This window comes from Thermostichus sp. MS-CIW-25, from assembly GCF_054060015.1.
Map to the genome: position 1 here is coordinate 1 of NZ_JBSSCS010000044.1, position 20,276 is coordinate 20,276.

Sequence of the window (20,276 nt, forward strand, 5' to 3'; positions counted from 1 at the left end):
CAGGACTTGGGTCATGGTTCTATCATAACTTCCGCATTCCTCCCGACACTGACCCTACGGGTACAGTGCGGGGCTCCTGCGATTTCTAGCTGAGAGATCCTTAAGACTCCACTGCCAGCGGCTGGGATCGCAAGGGATCCGTCAGCTCGCTGCCCTCCTCCGAAGGCGGGATCACCTGCCAAAACAGGGGCAAGCAGGATTCCCAATTTTGCAGAATGCGCTCCGCTTTGGGGGAATGGGTGCGGCGATAGTGCTCCTGGATCAGGCTCTTCAGTTGTGCCTCTGCTGCCGCCGTCTGCACCCGCTGAATGCGCACGATCTCCCCGTTGACCTTGGCGGGAAAGTCGCCCTGCTCATCCAGCACATAGGCCAGGCCGCCGGTCATCCCAGCCCCCAAGTTGCGGCCCACCCGCCCCAGCACCACCACCACACCACCGGTCATGTACTCGCAGCAGTGGTCGCCGGATCCCTCGATCACCGCCTGCGCTCCCGAGTTGCGCACCGCAAAGCGTTCCCCTGCCTGGCCGTTGGCGAATAGGTAACCCCCGGTGGCTCCGTACAGGCAAGTATTGCCCAAGATCACATTTTCCGAGGGATCCCGTGGCGCATCGCCGGGAGCCAAGATGACGATCTCACCCCCGCACATGCTTTTGCCCACGTAGTCATTGGCTTCTCCTGTCAGGGTCAGGCGCATCCCCGCCAGCGTAAAAGCGCCAAAGCTCTGGCCGGCGCTGCCGACAAAGCGCAGATCCAACTGCCCCCCCTGTTGGGCAAAGCCGGTATCTCCGTACAAGCGGGCCAAGGTTCCGGCAATGCGCCCGCCTACGCAGCGGTCGGTGTTGGCGATAGGGATCTCCACCGTGGCCGTGCCGCAGGTTTCCACCGCCTTCTGCACCTCCGGCTGAGCCAGGATCTGCTCATCCAGCACCGGGCCGTTGGCGTGAACCGGCTCATGCTCCAACCAGTCGGGCAGGGTGTTGGGATCAAAACCGGGGGGAGTTCGCAGCAGACACTCCAAGTTCAAGGATGGGGTTTTCTGGAGAACGGCATCGGCCCGCGGACAGAGCAGATCCACCCGTCCAATCACCTCCTTCAGAGAGCGGTAGCCCAGTTGGGCTAAGACTTGGCGCACCTCCTCCGCCACAAACGTGAAGAAGGTCACCACGTGATCCGGTGTGCCGGGGAAGCGCTTGCGCAGCTCTTCCTTCTGGCTGGTCACCCCCACCGGGCAATTGTTGGTATGGCATACCCGCGCCATGATGCACCCCTCCGCAATCATGGCCACCGTGCCAAAGCCAAACTCTTCTGCCCCCAGCATGGCCGCCATCACCACTTCCCAACCCGTGCGAATGCCGCCATCCACCCGCAGGATGGAGCGCTGCCGTAGGCCGTTTTCCAGCAGGGTATGATGCACCTCCACCAGGCCCAACTCCCAAGGTGCCCCGGCATGTTTGATGGAGCTCAAGGGGGAAGCCCCTGTGCCCCCTTCATGGCCGGAGATTTGGATGATGTCGGCGTTGGCCTTGGCTACTCCTGCCGCCACCGTGCCGATGCCCACCTCCGCCACCAGCTTCACCGACACCTGGGCCTGGGGGTTCACCTGGTGCAAGTCGAAGATCAACTGCGCCAGATCTTCAATGGAGTAGATGTCGTGGTGGGGCGGCGGCGAGATCAAGGTCACCCCCGGCTTGGAGCGGCGCAGCTTGGCGATGTAGGGGCTGACCTTTTTGCCCGGCAGTTGCCCGCCCTCGCCCGGCTTGGCCCCCTGGGCTATCTTGATCTCAATTTGCCGCGCGTTGAGCAAATACTCCGGTGTCACGCCAAAGCGGCCCGAGGCCACCTGCTTCACCGCCGAGCTGGCGTTGTCCCCCATGCGCAGCCCCTTCAGGTGGGGAAAGCGGGCCGAGGTGCCATCTGGGCCTACATCGGTGATGGGGAGGTATCGTTCCGGATCTTCCCCGCCTTCACCGGAGTTGGACTTGCCGCCGATGCGGTTCATGGCAATGGCCAGGGTCTCGTGGGCCTCGCGGCTGAGGGCCCCCAAGGACATCCCACCTGTGGCAAAGCGTTTGAAAATCTCCGACACCGGTTCCACTTCCTCCAAGGGAATGGGATCCCGGTCGCTGCGGAAATCCAGCAGGTCTCGCAACGCGGTGGGGGTGCGGCTGCGCAGGTGGGCCCTGTAGATCTCATAGTGGGCAGGCTGACCCGATTCGATGGCCTTGTGCAGCAGTTTGGCCATTTCTGGACTGTTGATGTGGTATTCGCCTTTGGGCCGCGCCTGGATAAAGCCAAAGTTCTCCAGCTTTTTCGAGGTGAGTTCGGGGAAGGCCCGCTGGTGATTCACCATGCCCTCGCGGGCCAGATCTGCCAGCGTCATGCCCCCCACCCGCGACACCGTGCCGCGGAAGGCCAGGTCGATCACCTCTTGGCTCAGGCCAATGGCCTCGAAAATCTGCGCCCCGTGGTAGCTGGAGAGCAGAGAAATGCCCATTTTGGAGAGAATCTTGAGCAGCCCTGCCTCAATGGCGGCGCGGTACTTCAGTTGCACCTCGGCCAGGGAAAGCTGGGGCAACTTGCCGGTGGCCATCTGGGTTTGTGTCTTGGGCTTGTGCCACCACTGCCGCACAGCTTCATAGGCCAGATAAGGACAAACGGCGCTGGCCCCATAGCCGATCAAGCAGGCAAAGTGATGGGTGCTCCAGCATTGGGCAGTCTCCACCACCAGAGAGGTCTGCAGGCGCAGCCCTTCCTGGATGAGGTGATGATGGATAGCGCCCACTGCCAACAGAGGTGGGATCAGAGCCTGCTCGGCATCAAGGCCGCGATCCGAGAGGATTAAAATCTCAGCTCCCCCCCGCACCGCCTGGGCCGCCTGCTGGCAGAGGGCCCGTACCTGGACCTCCAGTCCTTCTGGGCCAGCAGCCACCGGATAGAGAATCGGGAGCGTGTGGCAGGGAAAAGGGGTATGCTGCAGAGCGGCCAGCTCCGCTTCGTTGAGCACCGGGCTGCGCAACTGCAACAGGCGGGCATGCTCAGGGCGGATCTCCAGCAGGTTGCCCTTGGATCCCAGATACACATCCAAAGACATCACCAGGCTCTCCCGCAGGGGATCGATGGCGGGGTTGGTGACCTGGGCAAAGCGCTGCTTGAAATAGTCGTAGAGGGGATGAGGCTGGGTGGACAGCACAGCCAGCGGCGCATCATCCCCCATGCTGAAGGTGGGCTCCTTGCCCGTAGCCGCCATCTCCTCGATGATCATCTCCACATCTTCTGAGGAGTACCCGAAGGCGGTTTGGGCTTGTAACAGTTGTTCTTCCGAGAGGTGAGGGGTATTTTCAAAGCCTTGGGTGCTGAGCTGAACGCGATGGGCTTTGAGCCATTCGCCGTAGGGGTGCTGGGCTGCCACCTGGGTTTTGATCTCCCAGTTTTTGCAGATTTGCCCGCTCTGCAGATCCACCGTCAGCATCTGCCCCGGGCCTAGCCGCCCTTTTTCCAAAATGTCGGTCTCCGGCAGAGGAACCACGCCAGCTTCCGAGGCCACCACCAGCAGACCATCGCGGCTGCGAGCGTAGCGGGCTGGGCGCAGGCCATTGCGATCCAACGTGGCCCCGATGGTTTTGCCGTCGCAGAAAACCACCATCGCCGGGCCATCCCAAGGCTCCTGCAGGCCGCCGAAGAACTCGTAGAAATCCACCACTTCCGGGTGATTCTGCAGTTCTGGCTGGTTGCGATAGGCTTCCGGGATCAGCACCATCATCGCCTGCTGAGTGGAGTAGCCCGACTGAATCAACAGCTCAAACACAGCGTCCAGACCTGCTGAGTCGCTGGTGCCCGGGTCAATAATCGGCTTCAGATCCTCGACCGCTGTACCCCAGCGGGGATGGGAAAGGGTTTGTTCGCGGGCGGCCATCCAGTTGACATTGCCCAGGTAGGTGTTGATCTCGCCGTTGTGGCAGAGGTAGCGGAAAGGCTGAGCCAGCGACCAACGCGGCAGGGTATTGGTGCTGAAGCGGCGGTGGTAGGTGGCGTAGGTGGTGGTGTAGAGGGGGTTTTGCAGATCTCGATAAAACTGGCCCAGAACCGACGATTGCACCATGCCTTTGTAAACGACAACCCGGCAGGACAAAGAGGCAAAATACAGAGCATAAAAGCCAAACCGAGCCTCTACCCGCCGCCGAATGCGCCGCCGCAACAGATAGAGCTGCTGCTCTAGCTCGTCTCCTTCCAGCGTGGGATGGGTGAGGAGCATCTGCCAAATGGAGGGCATGGTCTGCCGCGCCATCGGCCCCAGGCAATTGGGATTGACCGGTACCTGCCGCCAAACCACCCGCTGCCAGTCGGTGGTGGTCAAGTACTCATCGATCACCTGCTGCACCGCCTGACACTCAGCAGGATCCTGAGGCAAAAAGACCATCCCCACCGCGCTGTGAGTGGGATCCCAAGCTCGAATTTCTTCCCTCTCTGCCTGCAACAGCGACCAGGGGATTGCCGTTGCAATGCCCGCCCCATCACCGCTCTGGCCGTCGCCGCCACAGCCACCCCGATGTTCCATACAGGTGAGGGCCTGAAGGGTTTTCTGCAAGAGGTCGTGGCTGGCTCTCCCCTGCTGATTCACCAAAAAGCCGACCCCGCAAGCATCCCGCTCTTGAAAGTGCCAGTTTTCCTGCAGGATAGGAACCGAGACCTGAGAGCGATGGGGATTCATAGGAGTCAAAACAGTTTGGAATAAATCACGCTTTTAGAGGTGGAAAACCAGCATATCGCACTCCAATCCGACAGGAAAAGGGGGCAGCCCCAAGTTAGGGCCGGATTTTGCCAGTAAGGCAACAGAATGTTCCAGCGGAAGGAAGCAGCGAAGTAGAGTTCAAAAAGGCTCACTATGAACAGATTTTTCGAGCTTCTTCTGCAGGCTTCTCCGGCAGACTTTGAGACGATCTGAGAAAACCGAGGCATAGGCGCCAGCTCACGGCCAACTGGCTCTGTGGAGAACTGCGATCAATCGCTATCTGAAAAAGTCAGAAAACGTATCCCGCAGATCCGAAAGCCGATCGTTGAAGCAGGTAAGCCGATCCCCTACAGAGTTCACCAGCGTCAGATCTGCCCGACCGGTTGTCCCTTCAAATCCCAGTAGAGGAACGCTCATGCGGCTGGGATCGGCGGGATTTTGGGAGACGCGGATCACGGCTCGATCGCGGTTAAATTGATAAGCCTCGGCCACATAGCGGATGGGCTCGCTCAAGATGGGATCCACCGGCAGCTCTGGGGCCGGCAGGAGATCCACCAGCTCGGTGAACGTGCCACTCCGCAGGCCCACCACGGCAGCAGCTCCCAACTGGTTACAAATGGCAATGAGAACTGGCTCTTGGGCAGTGGCGGTGAGGTTGGCCAAGGTGACGGTGACCGTGGCGCGGCTGGCTGCTGCCGGATAGGTGACCTCAAAGGTGCGGGCAAAGGCATTGCCCAGCTCGTCGCGGGCGCGGAAGCGAAGCTGCCCGGTGTAGGGCAGGATGGAAGAAAAGTAGATGCCAAAGCGGTCGCTGGGGCCCCGTCCGGGGATATTGGCTTGTCCGGGAACATAGGCAAGGGCAGCCCGGCTTTGCCACTGATTGGGCGGGGCGTAGGGCAGCAGCGGGCCACTGGTGAAGCTGGGGGGTTCTTTGGGGGGCAGATCCGGCTGGCCATCTCTGTTCAGATCCAGCCCATTGCCCAAGAAGGCCACCGAGCGCTGTAAGAGAATAGGACGGTTTTGGTTATCCAAAAGGGGATTCCGCCTTTCTGCCAGCCCGGCGTTGTCCACATAGACATTGAGGGGGCGATTTAGGATTTGGTTATCCCGTTGCCGCCGCATGTTGAACTGTAGGTAAGGCCCCACTGCGCCCGCTGCCGGGGATCCCCCTGTAATTTCAAAATCATCTGCCCGCAGAAAGACATTTTCCAGTGGGCCCAGGGGAGTGGTTCCCTCGCCGCAACCGACCAAGCTGAGCGCCAAGAGCGCCAAAGTTATATAAGCTACAGCAGGGCAACCTTTTGCGGTGGGGGAATCCGAGCCCCCACAAGAGGCACGCTTTGGCTTCAGCATTCATCTCCTCTCCACAGATCCACAACAAACACCTTGGCGAGGGTTCGACCCAACCGGACTAGGTTGAAGGATGGGCAGGGATCCCCCACCGGATTCGCCTGAACCACTATACCGTGAGCCTCGGTTCAGCTCCCACCATCCCTAGGGGGTTGGCGGCAAGGGGCAAGAAATGGGGGCGATCGCCACCCCTCATCTTCTGTAGAGGCTTGATAGCCTAGAGGGAGCGAAATGTGAATGCCCATGTCAAGTACTCCCGCAGTCTTGGTACAGCAACTTCAGAAGCGCTACGGATCCACAGTGGCCGTGGCGGATGTCTCCTTTCAGGTGGAACCCGGCCAGATCTACGGCATTCTCGGCCCCAATGGAGCGGGCAAGACCACCACTTTGCATTGCCTCTGCACCTTGCTCCGTCCCGACTCAGGCCGGATAGAGGTGTACGGGATCCCAGCCAGCGAAAACCCCAAAGCGGTACGAGAAAAACTGGGGTTTGTCGCCCAAGAGGTGGCCTTGGATAAGGTGCTGACCGGGCGAGAATTGTTGCAGTTGCAGGCCGACCTCTACCACCTGCCGCGCCCCCTGGCCCAAGAGCGAATCGCTGCCGTCCTGGAGCTGCTGGGGCTGACCGACCGTGCCGACCAGCGCATCGGTACCTACTCCGGCGGGCTGCGCAAACGCTTGGATCTGGCGGCAGGACTGCTCCATCAACCCCAGGTGCTGGTCTTGGACGAGCCCACGGTGGGCCTGGACATTCCCAGTCGGTTGGCCATCTGGGATTTTCTGCGCCAACTCAAGAACACAGGGATCACGGTGGTGCTCAGCAGCCATTACCTGGAGGAGATCGACCTGCTGGCGGATCGGGTGGCCATCATCGACCGGGGCAAGGTGATTGCCGAGGGAACCCCAGAGGAGCTGAAAACCCGCGTCGGCGGCGAGCGCATCACCGTCAAGCTGCAGGAATTTGCCCCGGCGGAACTGGCCCAACGGGGTGCCCAACTGCTGGGATCCCTGCCCTTTGTCCAGAAGGTGGTGATCAACAGCGCCCAGGGCAACGCCCTGAACCTGGTGGTGCAGCGGAATGGGGAGGATCCCCTCAGCCAGATCCGCGCTCACTTGCAAGCTCATGGGCTGGAGGTGTTCAGCAGCACCCAATCTCGTCCCAGCTTGGATGATGTGTATTTGGCGGCAACCGGGCAAACCCTCATGGATGCGGAGCTGGCCGCTGCCGAGGCCAATCTGGGCAAAAAGAAAAAGTAACTTCATCCCCTCATGATCGAGCCCCATTGATCCCTGTACAAAGGCATATCGAGATATTTATTGGTTGTATTGGTTGATGGATTAGATACTGCATTCATTCATCACACATTCATTGATCACAACTCTACAGGAGCTTGGGTATGACCTCTGCCTCTTCCCCGGTTCAATCTAACCCGATCCCCCTTTTGACGGCTGACTTTTGGCAGGAGACCTTCGCCCTCACCCGCCGCTTGTTTATCCAACTGAAGCGTCGCCCCACAACCTTGCTGGCCGGCATTATCCAGCCGTTGCTCTGGCTGATTTTGTTTGGAGCCTTGTTTCAGAATGCTCCTGCCGGCATTTTCGGGGCCGGACAAAACTACACCCAGTTTTTGGGGGCGGGAGTCATCGTGTTTACGGCTTTTGGTGGAGCCTTGAATGCCGGAGTGCCGGTGATTTTCGACCGAGAATTTGGCTTTTTGAACCGGTTGTTGGTGGCTCCCCTCACCTCTCGTTTTTCCATTGTTCTTGCTTCTAGCCTGTTTATCGTCAGCTTGGCGTTGCTGCAGACGGCAGTCATTGTGGGGGCAGACTACGCCCTTGGGGCCGGGATCCCCGACGGGCCAGGCTTGGCGGTGGTGGCCTTGATCGTGGGCCTGTTGGTCTTGGGCTTTACGGCGCTGAGCTTGGGCTTGGCCTTTGCCATGCCGGGGCACCAGCAATTGCTGGCTTTCATCTTTTTGGTGAACTTGCCCCTGATCTTTTCCAGCACGGCCTTGGCTCCCCTGAGCTTTATGCCCACCTGGCTGCGTTGGGTGGCCAGCCTCAACCCCCTCACCTTTGCCATCGAGCCCATCCGCCATGTTTACCGCAGCGATAGCTGGAGCTGGGCCGATGTGGTGCTGCAGGCTCCCTGGGGCGATCTCACCCTGGCGGGATCCCTGGGCCTTTTGACGGGGTTTGTGGGGGTGTCGGTTCTGCTGGTGCAGGGGGTGTTGCGCAAAAGCTTGGCCTGAGCCTCTCTGCCCAGGCTGTGCCCCTCAAAGCCACTGGCGGGAAACGGACTTCTCCATAGCTGCCTGTGCCCGCTGCACCAGAGCCAGGGGGCTGTCCTGGGCTGGGGAAACGCTGAGAGAAGGAGTAAGGCTGCGAGCCTGCAGAGCCATGTGGAGCTGCAGTTCGGTTACGTACTCCCGCAGGCCAAAGTTAGACCCAGAAGAAGAAGGAGCCGCTGAAGAGGGGTGAGACACAGACATCACGGCAAAGAGTCCTTCGCGAAATGGCCACTGTTGCTCTGCTAAGGTATCACGCCCACCCCTTTTCCGAAGCTTCCAAAATGTTAGCTTTGATTAAGATTTGCAACCGTTTGGCCATGGTGGTGCTCAAGGATTGGCAGCGCTCCAAGTTGGATCCCAGCGACGATGCCCTCTTTTACAGCTATCCCCGCTTTGTGACCCATGTGGATTCTGGCTTCATCGGCCAGCTCACCGATCTATACCGCGAGCATTTGCGGCCCCAGACCCGCATTCTCGATCTGATGAGCAGTTGGGTCTCCCATTTGCCACCTGAGATGGAGTTTGCCCATGTGGAGGGGCATGGGATGAACCCTGAGGAACTGGCGGCCAACCCCCGGCTGGATCACTTCTTCATCCAGAACTTGAACCAAAACCCAGTTCTGCCCTTCCCCGATCACTCCTTCGATGCGGTGCTGAATACGGTTTCGGTGCAGTATCTGCAGCAGCCGGAGCAGGTGTTTGCAGAGGTGTATCGCATTCTAAAGCCCCAGGGCCTCTTCATCGTCAGCTTCTCCAATCGCATGTTTTTCCAGAAGGCGATCCAGGCTTGGCGGGACAACTCTGAGGCGGGGCGGGTGGAGTTGGTCAGGCGCTATTTTGAGTCGGTGCCGGGGTTTGAGGTGGTGAAAGTGATCCAGCGGCCTGCCCCTATGGGTTGGCTGGGCTTTTGGGCAGGCGGAGGCGGGGATCCCTTCTATGCCCTAATTGGACAGCGGACGGCGGGGTAGAATTCTCCAGCTTGCCTGTGGCGTGCAGGCGGGATCCTTGGAAATATCCAACAAGAACCCATCATCCATCAGCTTTTTCAGCTTTGCTATCCTCGCTACCCTCAGAGGGCTGTTTTGTTCTCCGGTCTTCCTGACAGTGCTTCTCCACAAAACGGCAATCCTTCCCCCCTACCCATCTCGGCAATTGGGGAGGCAGGGCTGCTGCAGATCGTGCAGCGCTACTGTCCGGCCCAGGTGGTGGGAGACGATGCGGCGGTGTTAGCTGCTCCGGAGGGGCAGTTGGTGGTGACAACCGATGTGTTGGTGGAGGGAGTTCACTTCAGCGATCTGACGACCCCGGCCCATGCGGTGGGCTGGCGCGCGGTGGCCGCCAATCTGTCGGATCTGGCCGCGATGGGATCCCGTCCGCAGGCGTTGGTGGTGGGTTTGGGCTTGCCGGGCTCCACACCGGTTGCTTGGGTGGAGGAGCTTTATCAAGGGATGCGGGACTGTTGCGCCCGCTGGGAATGCCAACTGGTGGGAGGGGATCTGTGTCGGTCGCCGCATCGATTTGTGGCAATCACGGCCCTGGGATCGGTGCAGCCGGGGCGGGCCATTCAGCGCAGACGGGCTCAACCCGGCGATTGGCTGGTGGTAACAGGGCCGCACGGAGATGCGCGGGCAGGCTTGGAGCTGCTTCTCCATCCTGAACAGGGATCCTCAGCTACGGCGGCCGAGCGCGAGCAGTTGATCAGGGCTCACCAATACCCACGCCCGCGCCTGGATCTGGTGCCCCTCTTGGAAGGGATCCCGGATCCCTTGCGCATTGCCGGTATGGATACCAGCGACGGTTTGGCAGATGCCCTGGTGCAGGTGTGTCAGGCCAGTGGGGTGGAGGCAAGGATTGCCGTGGAGCGGATCCCGATTTCAAAAGCTTTGCGGCAGGCTTTCCCGGCCCAAGCCTGGGAGTGGGCGCTTTATGGGGGCGAAGATTTTGAGCTGCTCCTCAGTGCCGAGGTGTCGGTGGCCAAGCATCTGTTGGAAAGATTGCCGGGGGCCGTTTGGATTGGAGAAGTGACAGGCTGGGATCCGCAGGGAACCGTCTGGCTGAAGGACGGGCAAGCCCTCAGTCGTCAGCAAGCCTTCCAGCATTTCTAAGAGGCGTTGTGCTGCAGGATGGTCACCCAAACTGCCAACAGTTGAAGACAAATCTAATTGTGGGGGAAAACAAGCTTCAGGAAGGATTCGGTAACCTAGAAGCGGAGAGAAGTTGAGATAAGGAAGCAAATTGACCTGGAACAGCTTCAGGCAACTGCTCAGAACTCGGCAGAACTTGGAGAAGCATTGGAGACTCTACTCATGAAAGCTATCTTAACAGCAGCCATTCTTGGCCTGGCCGGGATCCCTGCGTTGGCCCCCTTGCCCAGTTCGGCTCAGCCGCTTTTTGAATTGGGTGCCTACCGCCTTGAGCAGGGGACGATTATCCCGGTCGGCAGCCTGAGCAGCGAAGAGCCGCAATACTTTTACCCGGACACCGTTTATCCCCTGGAAGTGGCCGTTACTCAGAACATTTTTGACAGCCAGGGGCGCTTGGTGATCCCGGCGGGTAGCCGCGTTTTTGGACAGATGGAACCTGCACCGGGCGGATCCCGCTTTGTCGGTACTTCTATTGTTCTCGGCGGTCGTACCTACAGCCTACGGGCTTCCTCCAACATCCTCCACGACGAAAAGGATCCCCGTCAGTATTCGGCTGAGGCCATTGCTCAAGATGCAGCCATTGGGGCAGCCGCAGGGGCCATTTTGGGGGCCATCACGGGCGGAGTCTCGGTGGGCAATGTCTTAGGAGGCGCCGTGACCGGAGTGGTGGTGGGCAATGTTACCGCTCCCCAGGTGGTGGTGCTGCGCCCCGGCCAATCTTTCAATCTGACCTTGGAAGCTCCGCTGACGCTGTGAGGTTCCATTTGGAGGTGTTGATGGTCGGCGACTTGTGATTCACTGGGGATCAAGTTGCCGATCCCTGTTTTCATTTCATGGCTACTGAATCCAAGCCCACTCCCCCCCTCTCCTCCACTGAGCACAGGTTTACGGCTGGAGAGGAAAGCTTCACCTACCAAGCGCTGGCCGGTTGGCAGACCCTTTTTCAGCGGGAAAAACCGGTGGCCGAGATCTTTCACGTCGCCTATCTGAAGCAAGACTCTGCTGCCCAGCACCGCCCTCTCACTTTTGTGTTCAACGGTGGGCCTGGGGCAGCCTCTGCCTACCTGCACATGGGAGCGCTGGGGCCCAAACGGATTGGCTTCGGGCCCAATGGCAGTTTGCCTCCCTCTCCGGTGCGGCTGGTGGACAATGCCGAAAGCTGGCTGCCCTTTTCCGATCTGGTCTTTGTCGATCCGGTAGGGACAGGGTTCAGCCGCGCCCTGCCCAAGGATTCTCAAGACGCCAAAGATTCCCGGGAGAAATCCGATCCGGCGGCCAAACCCCCTCAGCCGGATGCCAAGGCGGAGGAGCCTCCTAAGGAATCACCTTTCTGGGATGTGGAACGGGATTTGCAATCCTTGGGCGAGTTCATTCAGGGCTTCCTTTCCCGATACAAACGCTGGCTTTCCCCCATTTTCATTGCCGGCGAAAGCTACGGTGGGTTTCGGGTGGCGCGGCTGGCCAAGGAGCTGCAATCCAAGTTTGGCGTAGGCTTGTCGGGGGCCATTCTCATCTCGCCTGCACTTGAGTTTGGGTTGCTGGAGACCAACGATTACAACCTCAGCACTTGGGCAACGCTTTTCCCTTCCTACGTAGCTACAGCAGCTCATCATGGACGGTGTGGCTGGGGGGAGGATTTGCAGATCCTGCTGCCCAAAGCAGAACGCTTTGCCCGGCAACGTCTGCTGCCCCTCTTGGCTATGGGAGAGGCGATGCCAGAGGCAGAACGGCAAGCGGTGTATCAGGAGATGGCGGCAGGGATCGGCTTATCTCCAGAGTATGTGGCCCACAAAGGCGGGCGGATCGATATCGCCAGTTTTGCCCGCGAGCTGTTGCGGTCGCAGCGACTGGTGCTGGGGCTTTACGATGCTTCTGTAACCACGGTGGATCCCTTTCCGGATCGGCCTACCTTTGAGGGATCCGATCCCACCTTGGATGGGCTAGATCGCTTGTTCACGGCGGCCATCAACAGCCACTTGCGGGAGACCTTGCAAGTAGAAACGGAGTTGACCTATCACCTGCTGAACCTAGAGGTGTTCAAGTCCTGGCGGTTCACCCTAAAAGGAGAGTTGAAGCAAGGATTCATCGGCGCAATGGACGAGCTGCGCAGCAGCATGGCCCTCAACCCCCACATGCGGGTGAGCATTCATCATGGTTTTTACGACCTGGTCACTCCCTACTTTGCCTCGAATCACCTGGTGGATTTGATGAAGTTGGATCCGCGGTTGAAGGCCAACCTCACCCTACGTCATTATCGCGGCGGACACATGTTCTACACCTGGGATCCCTCGCGATTGGAGTGGTTTACAGAAATGCGTGCGTTCTACTCAAAAACGGCTTCGGGCTCAGAGTTGCAAACTCTGCGCTAAGCAACTGGAGGATTGAGGCTCTTGGAAGCCTTAGCCGAGAGACTTGCCACAGCAGGTTTGCATATACATTGCATATACATATATTGATAAATATATTGATAAAATTGGATAAAATTGCATTGCCTTGACATCGAGAATCAGCCCTGATAGCATCTAGCCATGTTGGCCAGCCTAATCCTGTTCAGTTTTTGAACAAGAGCGGGGGAACCATTTCGGGGGCTTACTCTGAGCAAACGCCAGGGAGAGCATCTCTTAGCTCTAGCCCGTCAGCTAACCCCGTCGGCACTAAGAGGTGGCTACAGAGCTGTACGTCTGCCCTAGAGGGATTTTGCGTACATCGACTGGATGCCTTATCACGAACTGAGGAATCACGCCTTGGATTTCTTGGAAAGATCTTACAAGTCATAGCCTGAAAGTGACAGCCCAACCAACGGGCTCACTTTTATGGTTACAAGTTAGGTTGAGACACTTCCCGACTGCTCTGCGCCGCTTCCGCAACCACCCCCGGCCCAAGGAAGAGAAAAGCTGGGAAGCAAGGCAACGGGACAGTTTCACTCTTGACTTGAAGTGACTATAGGTCTGAGAAGTGCTCCGCAACCCCTATTCTCGCAGCCAACGGGTGGTGCCATCTTTTTGATCGATGAGGGTGATGCCCAGGGCTTTCAACTGATCCCGAATGCGATCTGCCTCTGAAAAGTTTTTTGCCTTACGGGCTGCCGAGCGCTGCGCAATCAGCTCCTCGATCTGCTCTTCTCGGATGAGTTGGTTCTCTCCCTTTTCAAAGTGAAGTTCCCCGTTTGTAGCTGCTTCTGTGGATCCCTCGAATTCGGAGAATGAGGGCCAACAGAATCCCAGAGTAGCCAAAATCTCCAGCAGAGCGGCGCTTTTTTGCCTCAGGGCCTGAGGCTCTAGGTGGGTTTGGCCTTGATGGGTGAGCAGGTTGTGTTCGCGGGTGAGTTCTTTGGCCAATTCAAAGGCGATAGCCAGCGCTCCAGGGGTGCCAAAATCATCGTCCATGGCAGCTTGGAAGGTTTGCATGGCCTCAGCATCAGGGGATCCCTTTTCTTCTTTGCAGAAGTGCTGGGCACAGTGGATCCCTTTCTGGAGGGTTTCCCAGCCACGGCTGGCTGCCTGCATGGCTGCCTCGGTGAGGTCAATCGGGCTGCGGTAGTGGGTCTGCAACAGGAACAGCCGCAAGGCCATGGGGTGATAGACGGCGAGGGCCTGTCGCAGGGTGGTGAAGTTGCCCAAAGATTTGGACATTTTCTCGCCGTTGATGTTGAGAAAGCCGTTGTGCATCCAGTATTTGGCCATCGGCTTGCCGGTGATTGGCTCCGATTGGGCCAGCTCATTTTCGTGGTGGGGGAAAATCAAATCTGCCCCGCCGGCGTGAATGTCGATGTGATCTCCTAGGGTCTCTCGCACCATGGCGGAACATTCGATGTGCCAGCCCGGTCGTCCCCAACCCCAAGGGGAGGCAAACCCCGGCTCAGAAGGGGGGGCCGCTTTCCAAAGGGCAAAGTCGAAGGGATCCTGTTTCTCAGCTCCTTCTTCTCCTACCCGGCCACTGGCTCCCGCCTCCATCTCCTCCAGTTTTCGACCGGATAGCTGGCCGTAATCCGGGAACTTGCGGACAGAGTAGTAAACAGAGTACTGAACAGAGGCGGGGGTCTCTGGCTGGTGTCCCGCTTGCAGGAGGGAAGACGGGTCGGTCTGGTGTCGAATCGGATCCCGTACCCGGTAGGCAAAGCCTTTGAGCTCCAAAGATTGGATTAACTGGAACATGGCTTGCAGCGATTGCGTTGCCCTCGGGTAGAGATCGGCCCGCTTGATGTTCAGGCGATCCATGTCCTGGAAATATTCGGCGATGAAGCGCTCCGCCACCGCCTGCATGGATTCGCCACGTTCCAACGCCCGCTTGAGGATCTTGTCGTCCACATCGGTAAAATTCTGCACATACTTCACTCGGTAGCCGCGCCACTCCAAGTAGCGACGCACCATGTCCCAAACCACGTAGGTACGCGCATGGCCGAGGTGGCAGAGGTCGTAAACCGTTACACCACAGACATACATCCGCACCAGGGGCTTCTCCTCCGCAACCGGAGCTGCGGATCCCTGGGAATCGCCGGTGGAAACGGATCGAGATCTACCTGCTGCCAGCGGCTGAAACACTTCCTTGCGGCGAGTCAATGTGTTGTAGACAACCAAATCCATTGATATCCCTAGTTTGTAGTTTCAGCTACAGCAAAACAGGCTTTGTCTTCCAAAAAAGTACGATGGCACATTTTATCCTGAATCGGATAAGGCTCGACAAAATCTCAACGGGCCAAGGGCTGGAACCATTGTGGGGCAAGCATTTTGGCTGAAATTATCTGCCAAGACTTGTCTAGATTTGTTAACTACGGTACTCTAACCTGAGTGCGAGTCAGCCTGTTCATTAGCGAACTCCACTCCGGCTTGAGTCACCCCAGGGGTGCTCGGTGCCAAGGGGCTTGTGCCCCTCATTTTGACATCTTCTTCTCTTGCACTCTAGTGTCAGCCTGTTGGTGTGAGGATGCCTTTAAAACCCACTTTCCCAAGTCCCCAAAAGGGGGAGCCGGATTTCCGCGGTGCTGCCGTGAGCACCCTTTTCCCCCCACCCCCAAAGGGGATCCCTTCAGAACAGTCCTGGACTTCTGCGGATTCATCTGCCGAGGAAGCCTATCTTCTGGAGTGGGCTCCAGCCCCTCTCTCTGGGCGGTCGAAGCCAAGATGGGTTGGTTTGGCCCTCTCTCTCAGCTTAACGGGCCTGGTATGGCTTCTGAAGCTGGAGGCGGATCCCTGCGCAGAAGCTGAGGAAGAGCAGCTGCCGGCCACCCCCAGGTGCCCAACCGAGCCTGAGACAGCCCATCCAGAGCCGGGGGATTCTGCTCCTGCGCGTCGGGGATATCCGGCTTGGGCCACTGGTCTTTTGCTGATGCTGGGCTTGGCCGGAGTCGCTACCCTACAGCAGCGACAGTTGAATCGCCCCCTGTCTCCGGCGGTAGAGCCGATCCCACCCTCTGTGCATACGCTATCTGGCGCTCTGCAGCAAAACTACGAGCGGAAAAAGGAGCAGCTGCGCCAAGCCTTCGCAGAAGGGCGAATCCCGACAGGAGAAGGGCCCAGAGGCATTCTGGAGCATGAAATTCAGCCGGGGGAAACCCTCTGGCAACTGACCCAGATGTATCAGCTCGACGCGGCTGCCATCACCGTCTCCAATGGTATTCAGGCCAGTACTGAGCTGAAGCCGGGGCAAGTTCTCCTCATCCCCAGCCAGCCGGGATTGATCTACACCGTCAAGCAGGGAGACACACTGGAGGACATTGCCAACCGCTACCGAGTTCCCCAGCAGCGGATTATCGAAGCGACTCCTCTGGATCGCCCGGAATATCTGCGCATTGGCCAACGCCTGCTCATCCCCGGCGATGTGGGCGAGTTGATCCAGCGTCAGAAGGAGATGATCGCTGCCCAGAAAGCTCGCGAAGAGGAAGAGCGCCGCCAGCAAGAGGAGGAAGCCCAACGCCAAGCCGAAGCCCAAGCTCGATTACAGGCGGAGCAGCAACGCCGGGCCCAGCAAATGGAACAAGAACGGCAGGCCCTCTTGGCCGGTGGATCCCTGACCCACACAGTTGGAGCCGGTGACACCATCGAACGGATCGCCGCCCGCTATGGGGTAACTCAGCGATCCATTATTCAAGCCAACAACTTGCGCAATCCCCACTGGCTGCGCATTGGCCAACGCCTTACGATTCCGGCGCCGGGTACGCAGCCCACCCCAGCTCCCGCCCGACAGGCTCCGCCAGCGCCCCCTCCAGCCCCTCCCCAGGTTCGCAGCAGTGGGTTTGTCTGGCCGGTCTCCGGGCAAATCACCTCTGGCTTTGGCTACCGTCGCGGTCGCCTTCATGCAGGGGTAGATATTCCTGGCCCCGTGGGATCCCCCATTGTAGCCGTTCAGGAGGGAGTGGTGATCTTCGCGGGGAATGCTGGGGATGGCTACGGCAATCGAGTGGACATTCGCCATCCCAACGGAATTGTTACTCGCTATGCCCACGGCCATCAGATTTACGTTTCCACAGGCCAGTACGTGCAGCAGGGGCAGACAATCATGAGCCGCGGCAGCACTGGCTGGAGCACAGGGCCGCATCTGCACTTTGAAGTCCGCCCCGGCGGGGGCGCGCCTGTGGATCCCCGGCCTTATCTGCCCTGATCCTGTCTTGAACAGAGACCGTGCAGAACAGCCAGCCCGGCCATAAATTGCTAGCCTAAAGACAGCAAACTCCAGACCGTAGGAACACGCCGATGCAGTGGGTGAACGCGCTCTCCCAGCTCCCTTCCCTAGAAGCGGCTCTGCGGCAGGTGGTGGAGGAAGCCAAGGCCAAGCTTCAGGCAGCCCAGCTGAAAAGTGCCTTGAGTCGGCAGGTGCAGACGGTGGGATCCGGCAGCTTGCCGGGGCTGCTGACGGGGTATGTTCCCTCTCAGCCTCTGCGGCCCAACCTGGGGGTTTTGTTTGTGTCGGCGGCCTTTGCCAGCGAATACATCCGGGTGTTGCCATTGCTGTCGGGGCTGCTGGAGGTGGACGTTTTGATCGGCTGCTCCGGCGGTGGCATTGTGGGTGGCGGGCATGAAATTGAGGATGGCCCGGCTCTCTCCTTGTCTTTGGCGGTCATGCCGGAGGTGGTGCTGCATCCTTTTCATCTGCGGGGGAACCAATTGCCAGACTTGGATGCGGCTCCTTCTGCCTGGGTCGATTGTGTTGGGGTTTCGCCGCAGAGCAAGCCTCATTTTCTGCTCTTGGCCGATGGATTTTCCTCTGGCATCTCAGAGTTGCTGCAGGGGTTGGATTTCGCCTATCCGGGATCAGTCAAAGTGGGGGGATTGGCCAGTGGGGGCCGCGGCCCTCGGGGCAATGCTCTGTTTTTGCTGGATGCGCGTACCTCCACACCTCGGCGGGAGCTGTATCGAGAGGGCACAGTGGGGCTAGCGCTCTACGGCAATGTGGTGCTGGATGCAGTGGTGGCCCAGGGGTGTCGCCCCATTGGGGATCCCTTGCGGGTGACGGAAGCAGAGGGGAATGTGATTCTTGGCTTGGAGGGTCGCCCTCCTCTAGCGGTTTTGCAGGACTTGGCAGAGCGGCTCAGTCCCGTGGATCAGCGATTGGCCCGCCACTCTCTCTTCATCGGCCTGCTGATGGATGAGTTCAAGTCGGAGCCGACGCCGGGAGATTTCCTCATTCGCGTAATCTTGGGCGTTGATCCGCGCGTGGGGGCGCTGGCCATCGGGGATCAGGTGCGCCCTGGCCAGACGGTGCAATTTTATCTGCGGGATGCCCAGACTTCGGCAGAAGATCTGCGTTGGGCCCTCAGCCGCTATTGTGCCGAGCGCAACTTGAGGCAAAGCCCCTCTCAACCGAGGCCGGAGCCTTGTGGGGCGTTGATGTTCTCCTGTTTGGGGCGAGGCAAGGGCCTGTACGGCACTCCCGATTTTGACTCGCAACGGTTTCGGGAATTGCTTGGAGAGCTGCCCTTGGGGGGGTTCTTTTGCAATGGTGAGATCGGCCCCGTTGGGGGATCCACCTTTTTACACGGCTACACTTCCTGCTTTGGGATCTTCCGGCCCGCCCACTAGAGGGGGGATCCCTTGCCCTAAGAGCCGGCGAAATTGGATAGACTGGGGATCCCATGTCAACAGCTTGGTCAAGGATTTCTCATGCAGCTTCATCTCAGCGAGCCGCCACTCACTCAAGGGGAATGTGCCCTGGTTTATTGCTTTGCCGCTTCCGGCGGGAATGGCCGCTTTCCTCTGCCCCCTGAGATCGCCTCTTGGGATGAAAAGGCGTGGTCAGGGCTGGTGGCGGAAACCGTTCAGGAGCAGGGGTTTCAGGGGAAGCCGAATAGCAGTGTTGCCCTGCGCCTGACAGGAGAGATCCGCAAACTGGTGTTGGTGGGGCTAGGGGATCCCGCGGCCCTAACGCTAGAAGCCCTACGACGGGCCACAGCCAACGGCCTGCGCCAGGCTCACAGCTTAAAAGCCAAGCAGGTGATGCTGTCTTTGCCGGAGACGGGGTTGGATCGGGTGCGTGGGGTTCAGGCGGTGGCCGAAGCCTGCCTACTGGTGGCGCACCGGGACAATCGGTTTAAATCTTCAGCCAAAGGGGAAGAGGAAAACAGCTTTTCTGTGCAGGAAGTAACTCTCTTGGTGCCGGGGTTGGCCCAGGCTCGCCCCGATTACGAAGTCGCGCTGCAGCGGGCCATTGAGATGGCGGCAGGAACCATCTTGGCTCGGGAATTGGTGGCTGCCCCCGCCAACATTGTTACTCCTCTTGCCCTGGCCGATACCGCCCGCCAACTGGCCCAGGAATATGGTCTAGAGGTGGAGATTTTGGGACAGGAAGAATGCGAGGCTCTGGGGATGGGGGCTTTTTTGGGTGTGGCCAAAGCCTCTGACCTGCCGCCCCAGTTCATTCACCTCACCTACAAGCCGCCACAAGGGGATCCTGTTACCAAATTGGCCCTGGTGGGCAAGGGGCTGACCTTTGATTCCGGTGGGCTGAACATCAAAACCGACTCCCGCAGCATCGCCATGATGAAAACCGACATGGGGGGAGCAGCGGCAGTTTTGGGAGCTGCACGGGCCCTAGCCGCCCTCAAGCCTCAGGCGGAACTGCACTTCATCGTCGCCGCCACGGAAAACATGATCAGCGGCCATGCTATTCATCCGGGAGATATCCTCACCGCCTCTAACCAAAAGACCATCGAGGTCAACAACACCGACGCAGAAGGTCGCCTCACCTTGGCAGATGCCCTGGTGTTTGCGGAAAAGCTGGGCGTTGATGCCATCCTCGATCTGGCTACCCTGACCGGTGCTTGTGTGATTGCTCTGGGGGAAGAAATTGCCGGCTTGTTCACCCCAGATGAGACGCTGGCCCAGGAGCTACAGCAGGCTGCCAATCTTTCCGGCGAAAAAATCTGGCGCCTGCCGCTGGAGGAAGGCTACTTCGAGGGTCTCAGCTCCATTGTGGCCGACATGAAAAACACTGGTCCCCGCTCAGGGGGATCCATCACCGCTGCCCTGTTCCTGAAGCAGTTTGTGGAGAAAACCCCTTGGGCCCACCTGGATATAGCAGGCCCCGTTTGGACAGAGAAGGATGCAGGCTACAACAACAAAGGGGCCACCGGTTATGGGGTGCGCACCCTGGTGGAGTGGGTCTTGGCGCGGCAAGCCGCAGCAGCTTGCTCATAACCCCGCCTTTCTGGACGTTGGGCCTTGAAAAAGCATCTAGTAAACTACCCGGCTCCGACCGCTAAGCGGTACGGAGCGGGCTTTCAGTAGCCCTGGGCCTGCTCTGCTCTACCAGAGAACAAAACAAGCCCGG

Annotated in this window: 13 protein-coding genes and 1 riboswitch; of the genes, 9 read left to right on the forward strand and 4 right to left on the reverse strand. The window is 59.1% G+C overall.

What is annotated here, in order from left to right:
* Positions 1-100: 100 nt before the first annotated feature.
* Both ACVWZ1_RS12460 and ACVWZ1_RS12465 read right to left on the reverse strand, forming a co-directional pair.
* Positions 101-4,708 (reverse strand): glutamate synthase-related protein, encoded by a 4,608-nt coding sequence (locus ACVWZ1_RS12460; RefSeq protein WP_457503548.1) that lies wholly within the window; start codon positions 4,706-4,708, stop codon positions 101-103.
* A gap of 297 nt (positions 4,709-5,005) precedes the next feature.
* Positions 5,006-6,082 (reverse strand): hypothetical protein, encoded by a 1,077-nt coding sequence (locus ACVWZ1_RS12465; RefSeq protein ID WP_457503549.1) that lies wholly within the window; start codon positions 6,080-6,082, stop codon positions 5,006-5,008.
* Between the two features lie 234 nt (positions 6,083-6,316).
* Here ACVWZ1_RS12465 and ACVWZ1_RS12470 point away from each other — a divergent pair, with 234 nt between their 5' ends.
* Both ACVWZ1_RS12470 and ACVWZ1_RS12475 read left to right on the forward strand, forming a co-directional pair.
* On the forward strand, positions 6,317-7,336 hold the full coding sequence (locus ACVWZ1_RS12470; RefSeq protein ID WP_457466931.1) for an ATP-binding cassette domain-containing protein: 1,020 nt from the start codon (positions 6,317-6,319) through the stop codon (positions 7,334-7,336).
* 140 nt (positions 7,337-7,476) lie between these two features.
* Complete coding sequence (locus ACVWZ1_RS12475) at positions 7,477-8,331, forward strand: ABC transporter permease (RefSeq protein WP_457503551.1); 855 nt, start codon at positions 7,477-7,479, stop codon at positions 8,329-8,331.
* A 24-nt stretch (positions 8,332-8,355) separates the two neighbouring features.
* Here ACVWZ1_RS12475 and ACVWZ1_RS12480 read toward each other — a convergent pair whose 3' ends face one another.
* On the reverse strand, positions 8,356-8,571 hold the full coding sequence (locus ACVWZ1_RS12480; protein ID WP_011433464.1) for a hypothetical protein: 216 nt from the start codon (positions 8,569-8,571) through the stop codon (positions 8,356-8,358).
* A 119-nt stretch (positions 8,572-8,690) separates the two neighbouring features.
* Here ACVWZ1_RS12480 and ACVWZ1_RS12485 point away from each other — a divergent pair, with 119 nt between their 5' ends.
* The 4 genes from ACVWZ1_RS12485 (at position 8,691) to ACVWZ1_RS12500 (ending at position 12,883) form a co-directional block, all read left to right on the forward strand.
* On the forward strand, positions 8,691-9,338 hold the full coding sequence (locus ACVWZ1_RS12485; RefSeq protein WP_457503559.1) for a class I SAM-dependent methyltransferase: 648 nt from the start codon (positions 8,691-8,693) through the stop codon (positions 9,336-9,338).
* A 114-nt stretch (positions 9,339-9,452) separates the two neighbouring features.
* Positions 9,453-10,475, forward strand: coding sequence for a thiamine-phosphate kinase (gene thiL, locus ACVWZ1_RS12490; RefSeq protein ID WP_414419148.1), 1,023 nt, complete (start codon positions 9,453-9,455; stop codon positions 10,473-10,475).
* 201 nt (positions 10,476-10,676) lie between these two features.
* On the forward strand, positions 10,677-11,270 hold the full coding sequence (locus ACVWZ1_RS12495) for a hypothetical protein (protein ID WP_414408003.1): 594 nt from the start codon (positions 10,677-10,679) through the stop codon (positions 11,268-11,270).
* Positions 11,271-11,347: 77 nt separating this feature from the next.
* On the forward strand, positions 11,348-12,883 hold the full coding sequence (locus tag ACVWZ1_RS12500; protein ID WP_457503553.1) for a S10 family peptidase: 1,536 nt from the start codon (positions 11,348-11,350) through the stop codon (positions 12,881-12,883).
* Between the two features lie 158 nt (positions 12,884-13,041).
* Positions 13,042-13,183, forward strand: a riboswitch (cyclic di-AMP (ydaO/yuaA leader).
* 300 nt (positions 13,184-13,483) lie between these two features.
* Here the strand turns inward: ACVWZ1_RS12500 and ACVWZ1_RS12505 are convergent.
* Entirely contained in the window at positions 13,484-15,097 is a 1,614-nt protein-coding gene (locus ACVWZ1_RS12505; RefSeq protein WP_457503555.1) for a cysteine--tRNA ligase, read from the reverse strand.
* Between the two features lie 547 nt (positions 15,098-15,644).
* On the opposite strand from ACVWZ1_RS12505, the gene ACVWZ1_RS12510 reads away from it, so the two are divergent.
* From ACVWZ1_RS12510 to ACVWZ1_RS12520, 3 genes are all read left to right on the forward strand, one after another.
* Complete coding sequence (locus tag ACVWZ1_RS12510) at positions 15,645-17,111, forward strand: LysM peptidoglycan-binding domain-containing protein (RefSeq protein ID WP_457503556.1); 1,467 nt, start codon at positions 15,645-15,647, stop codon at positions 17,109-17,111.
* Positions 17,112-17,203: 92 nt separating this feature from the next.
* Positions 17,204-18,529 carry an FIST signal transduction protein gene (locus ACVWZ1_RS12515; RefSeq protein WP_457503558.1) on the forward strand — a complete coding sequence of 442 codons (1,326 nt, stop codon included), beginning with the start codon at positions 17,204-17,206 and terminating at the stop codon, positions 18,527-18,529.
* An 81-nt stretch (positions 18,530-18,610) separates the two neighbouring features.
* Positions 18,611-20,143, forward strand: a complete 1,533-nt coding sequence (locus ACVWZ1_RS12520) for a leucyl aminopeptidase (RefSeq protein WP_457445382.1) — start codon at positions 18,611-18,613, stop codon at positions 20,141-20,143.
* Positions 20,144-20,276 lie beyond the last annotated feature (133 nt).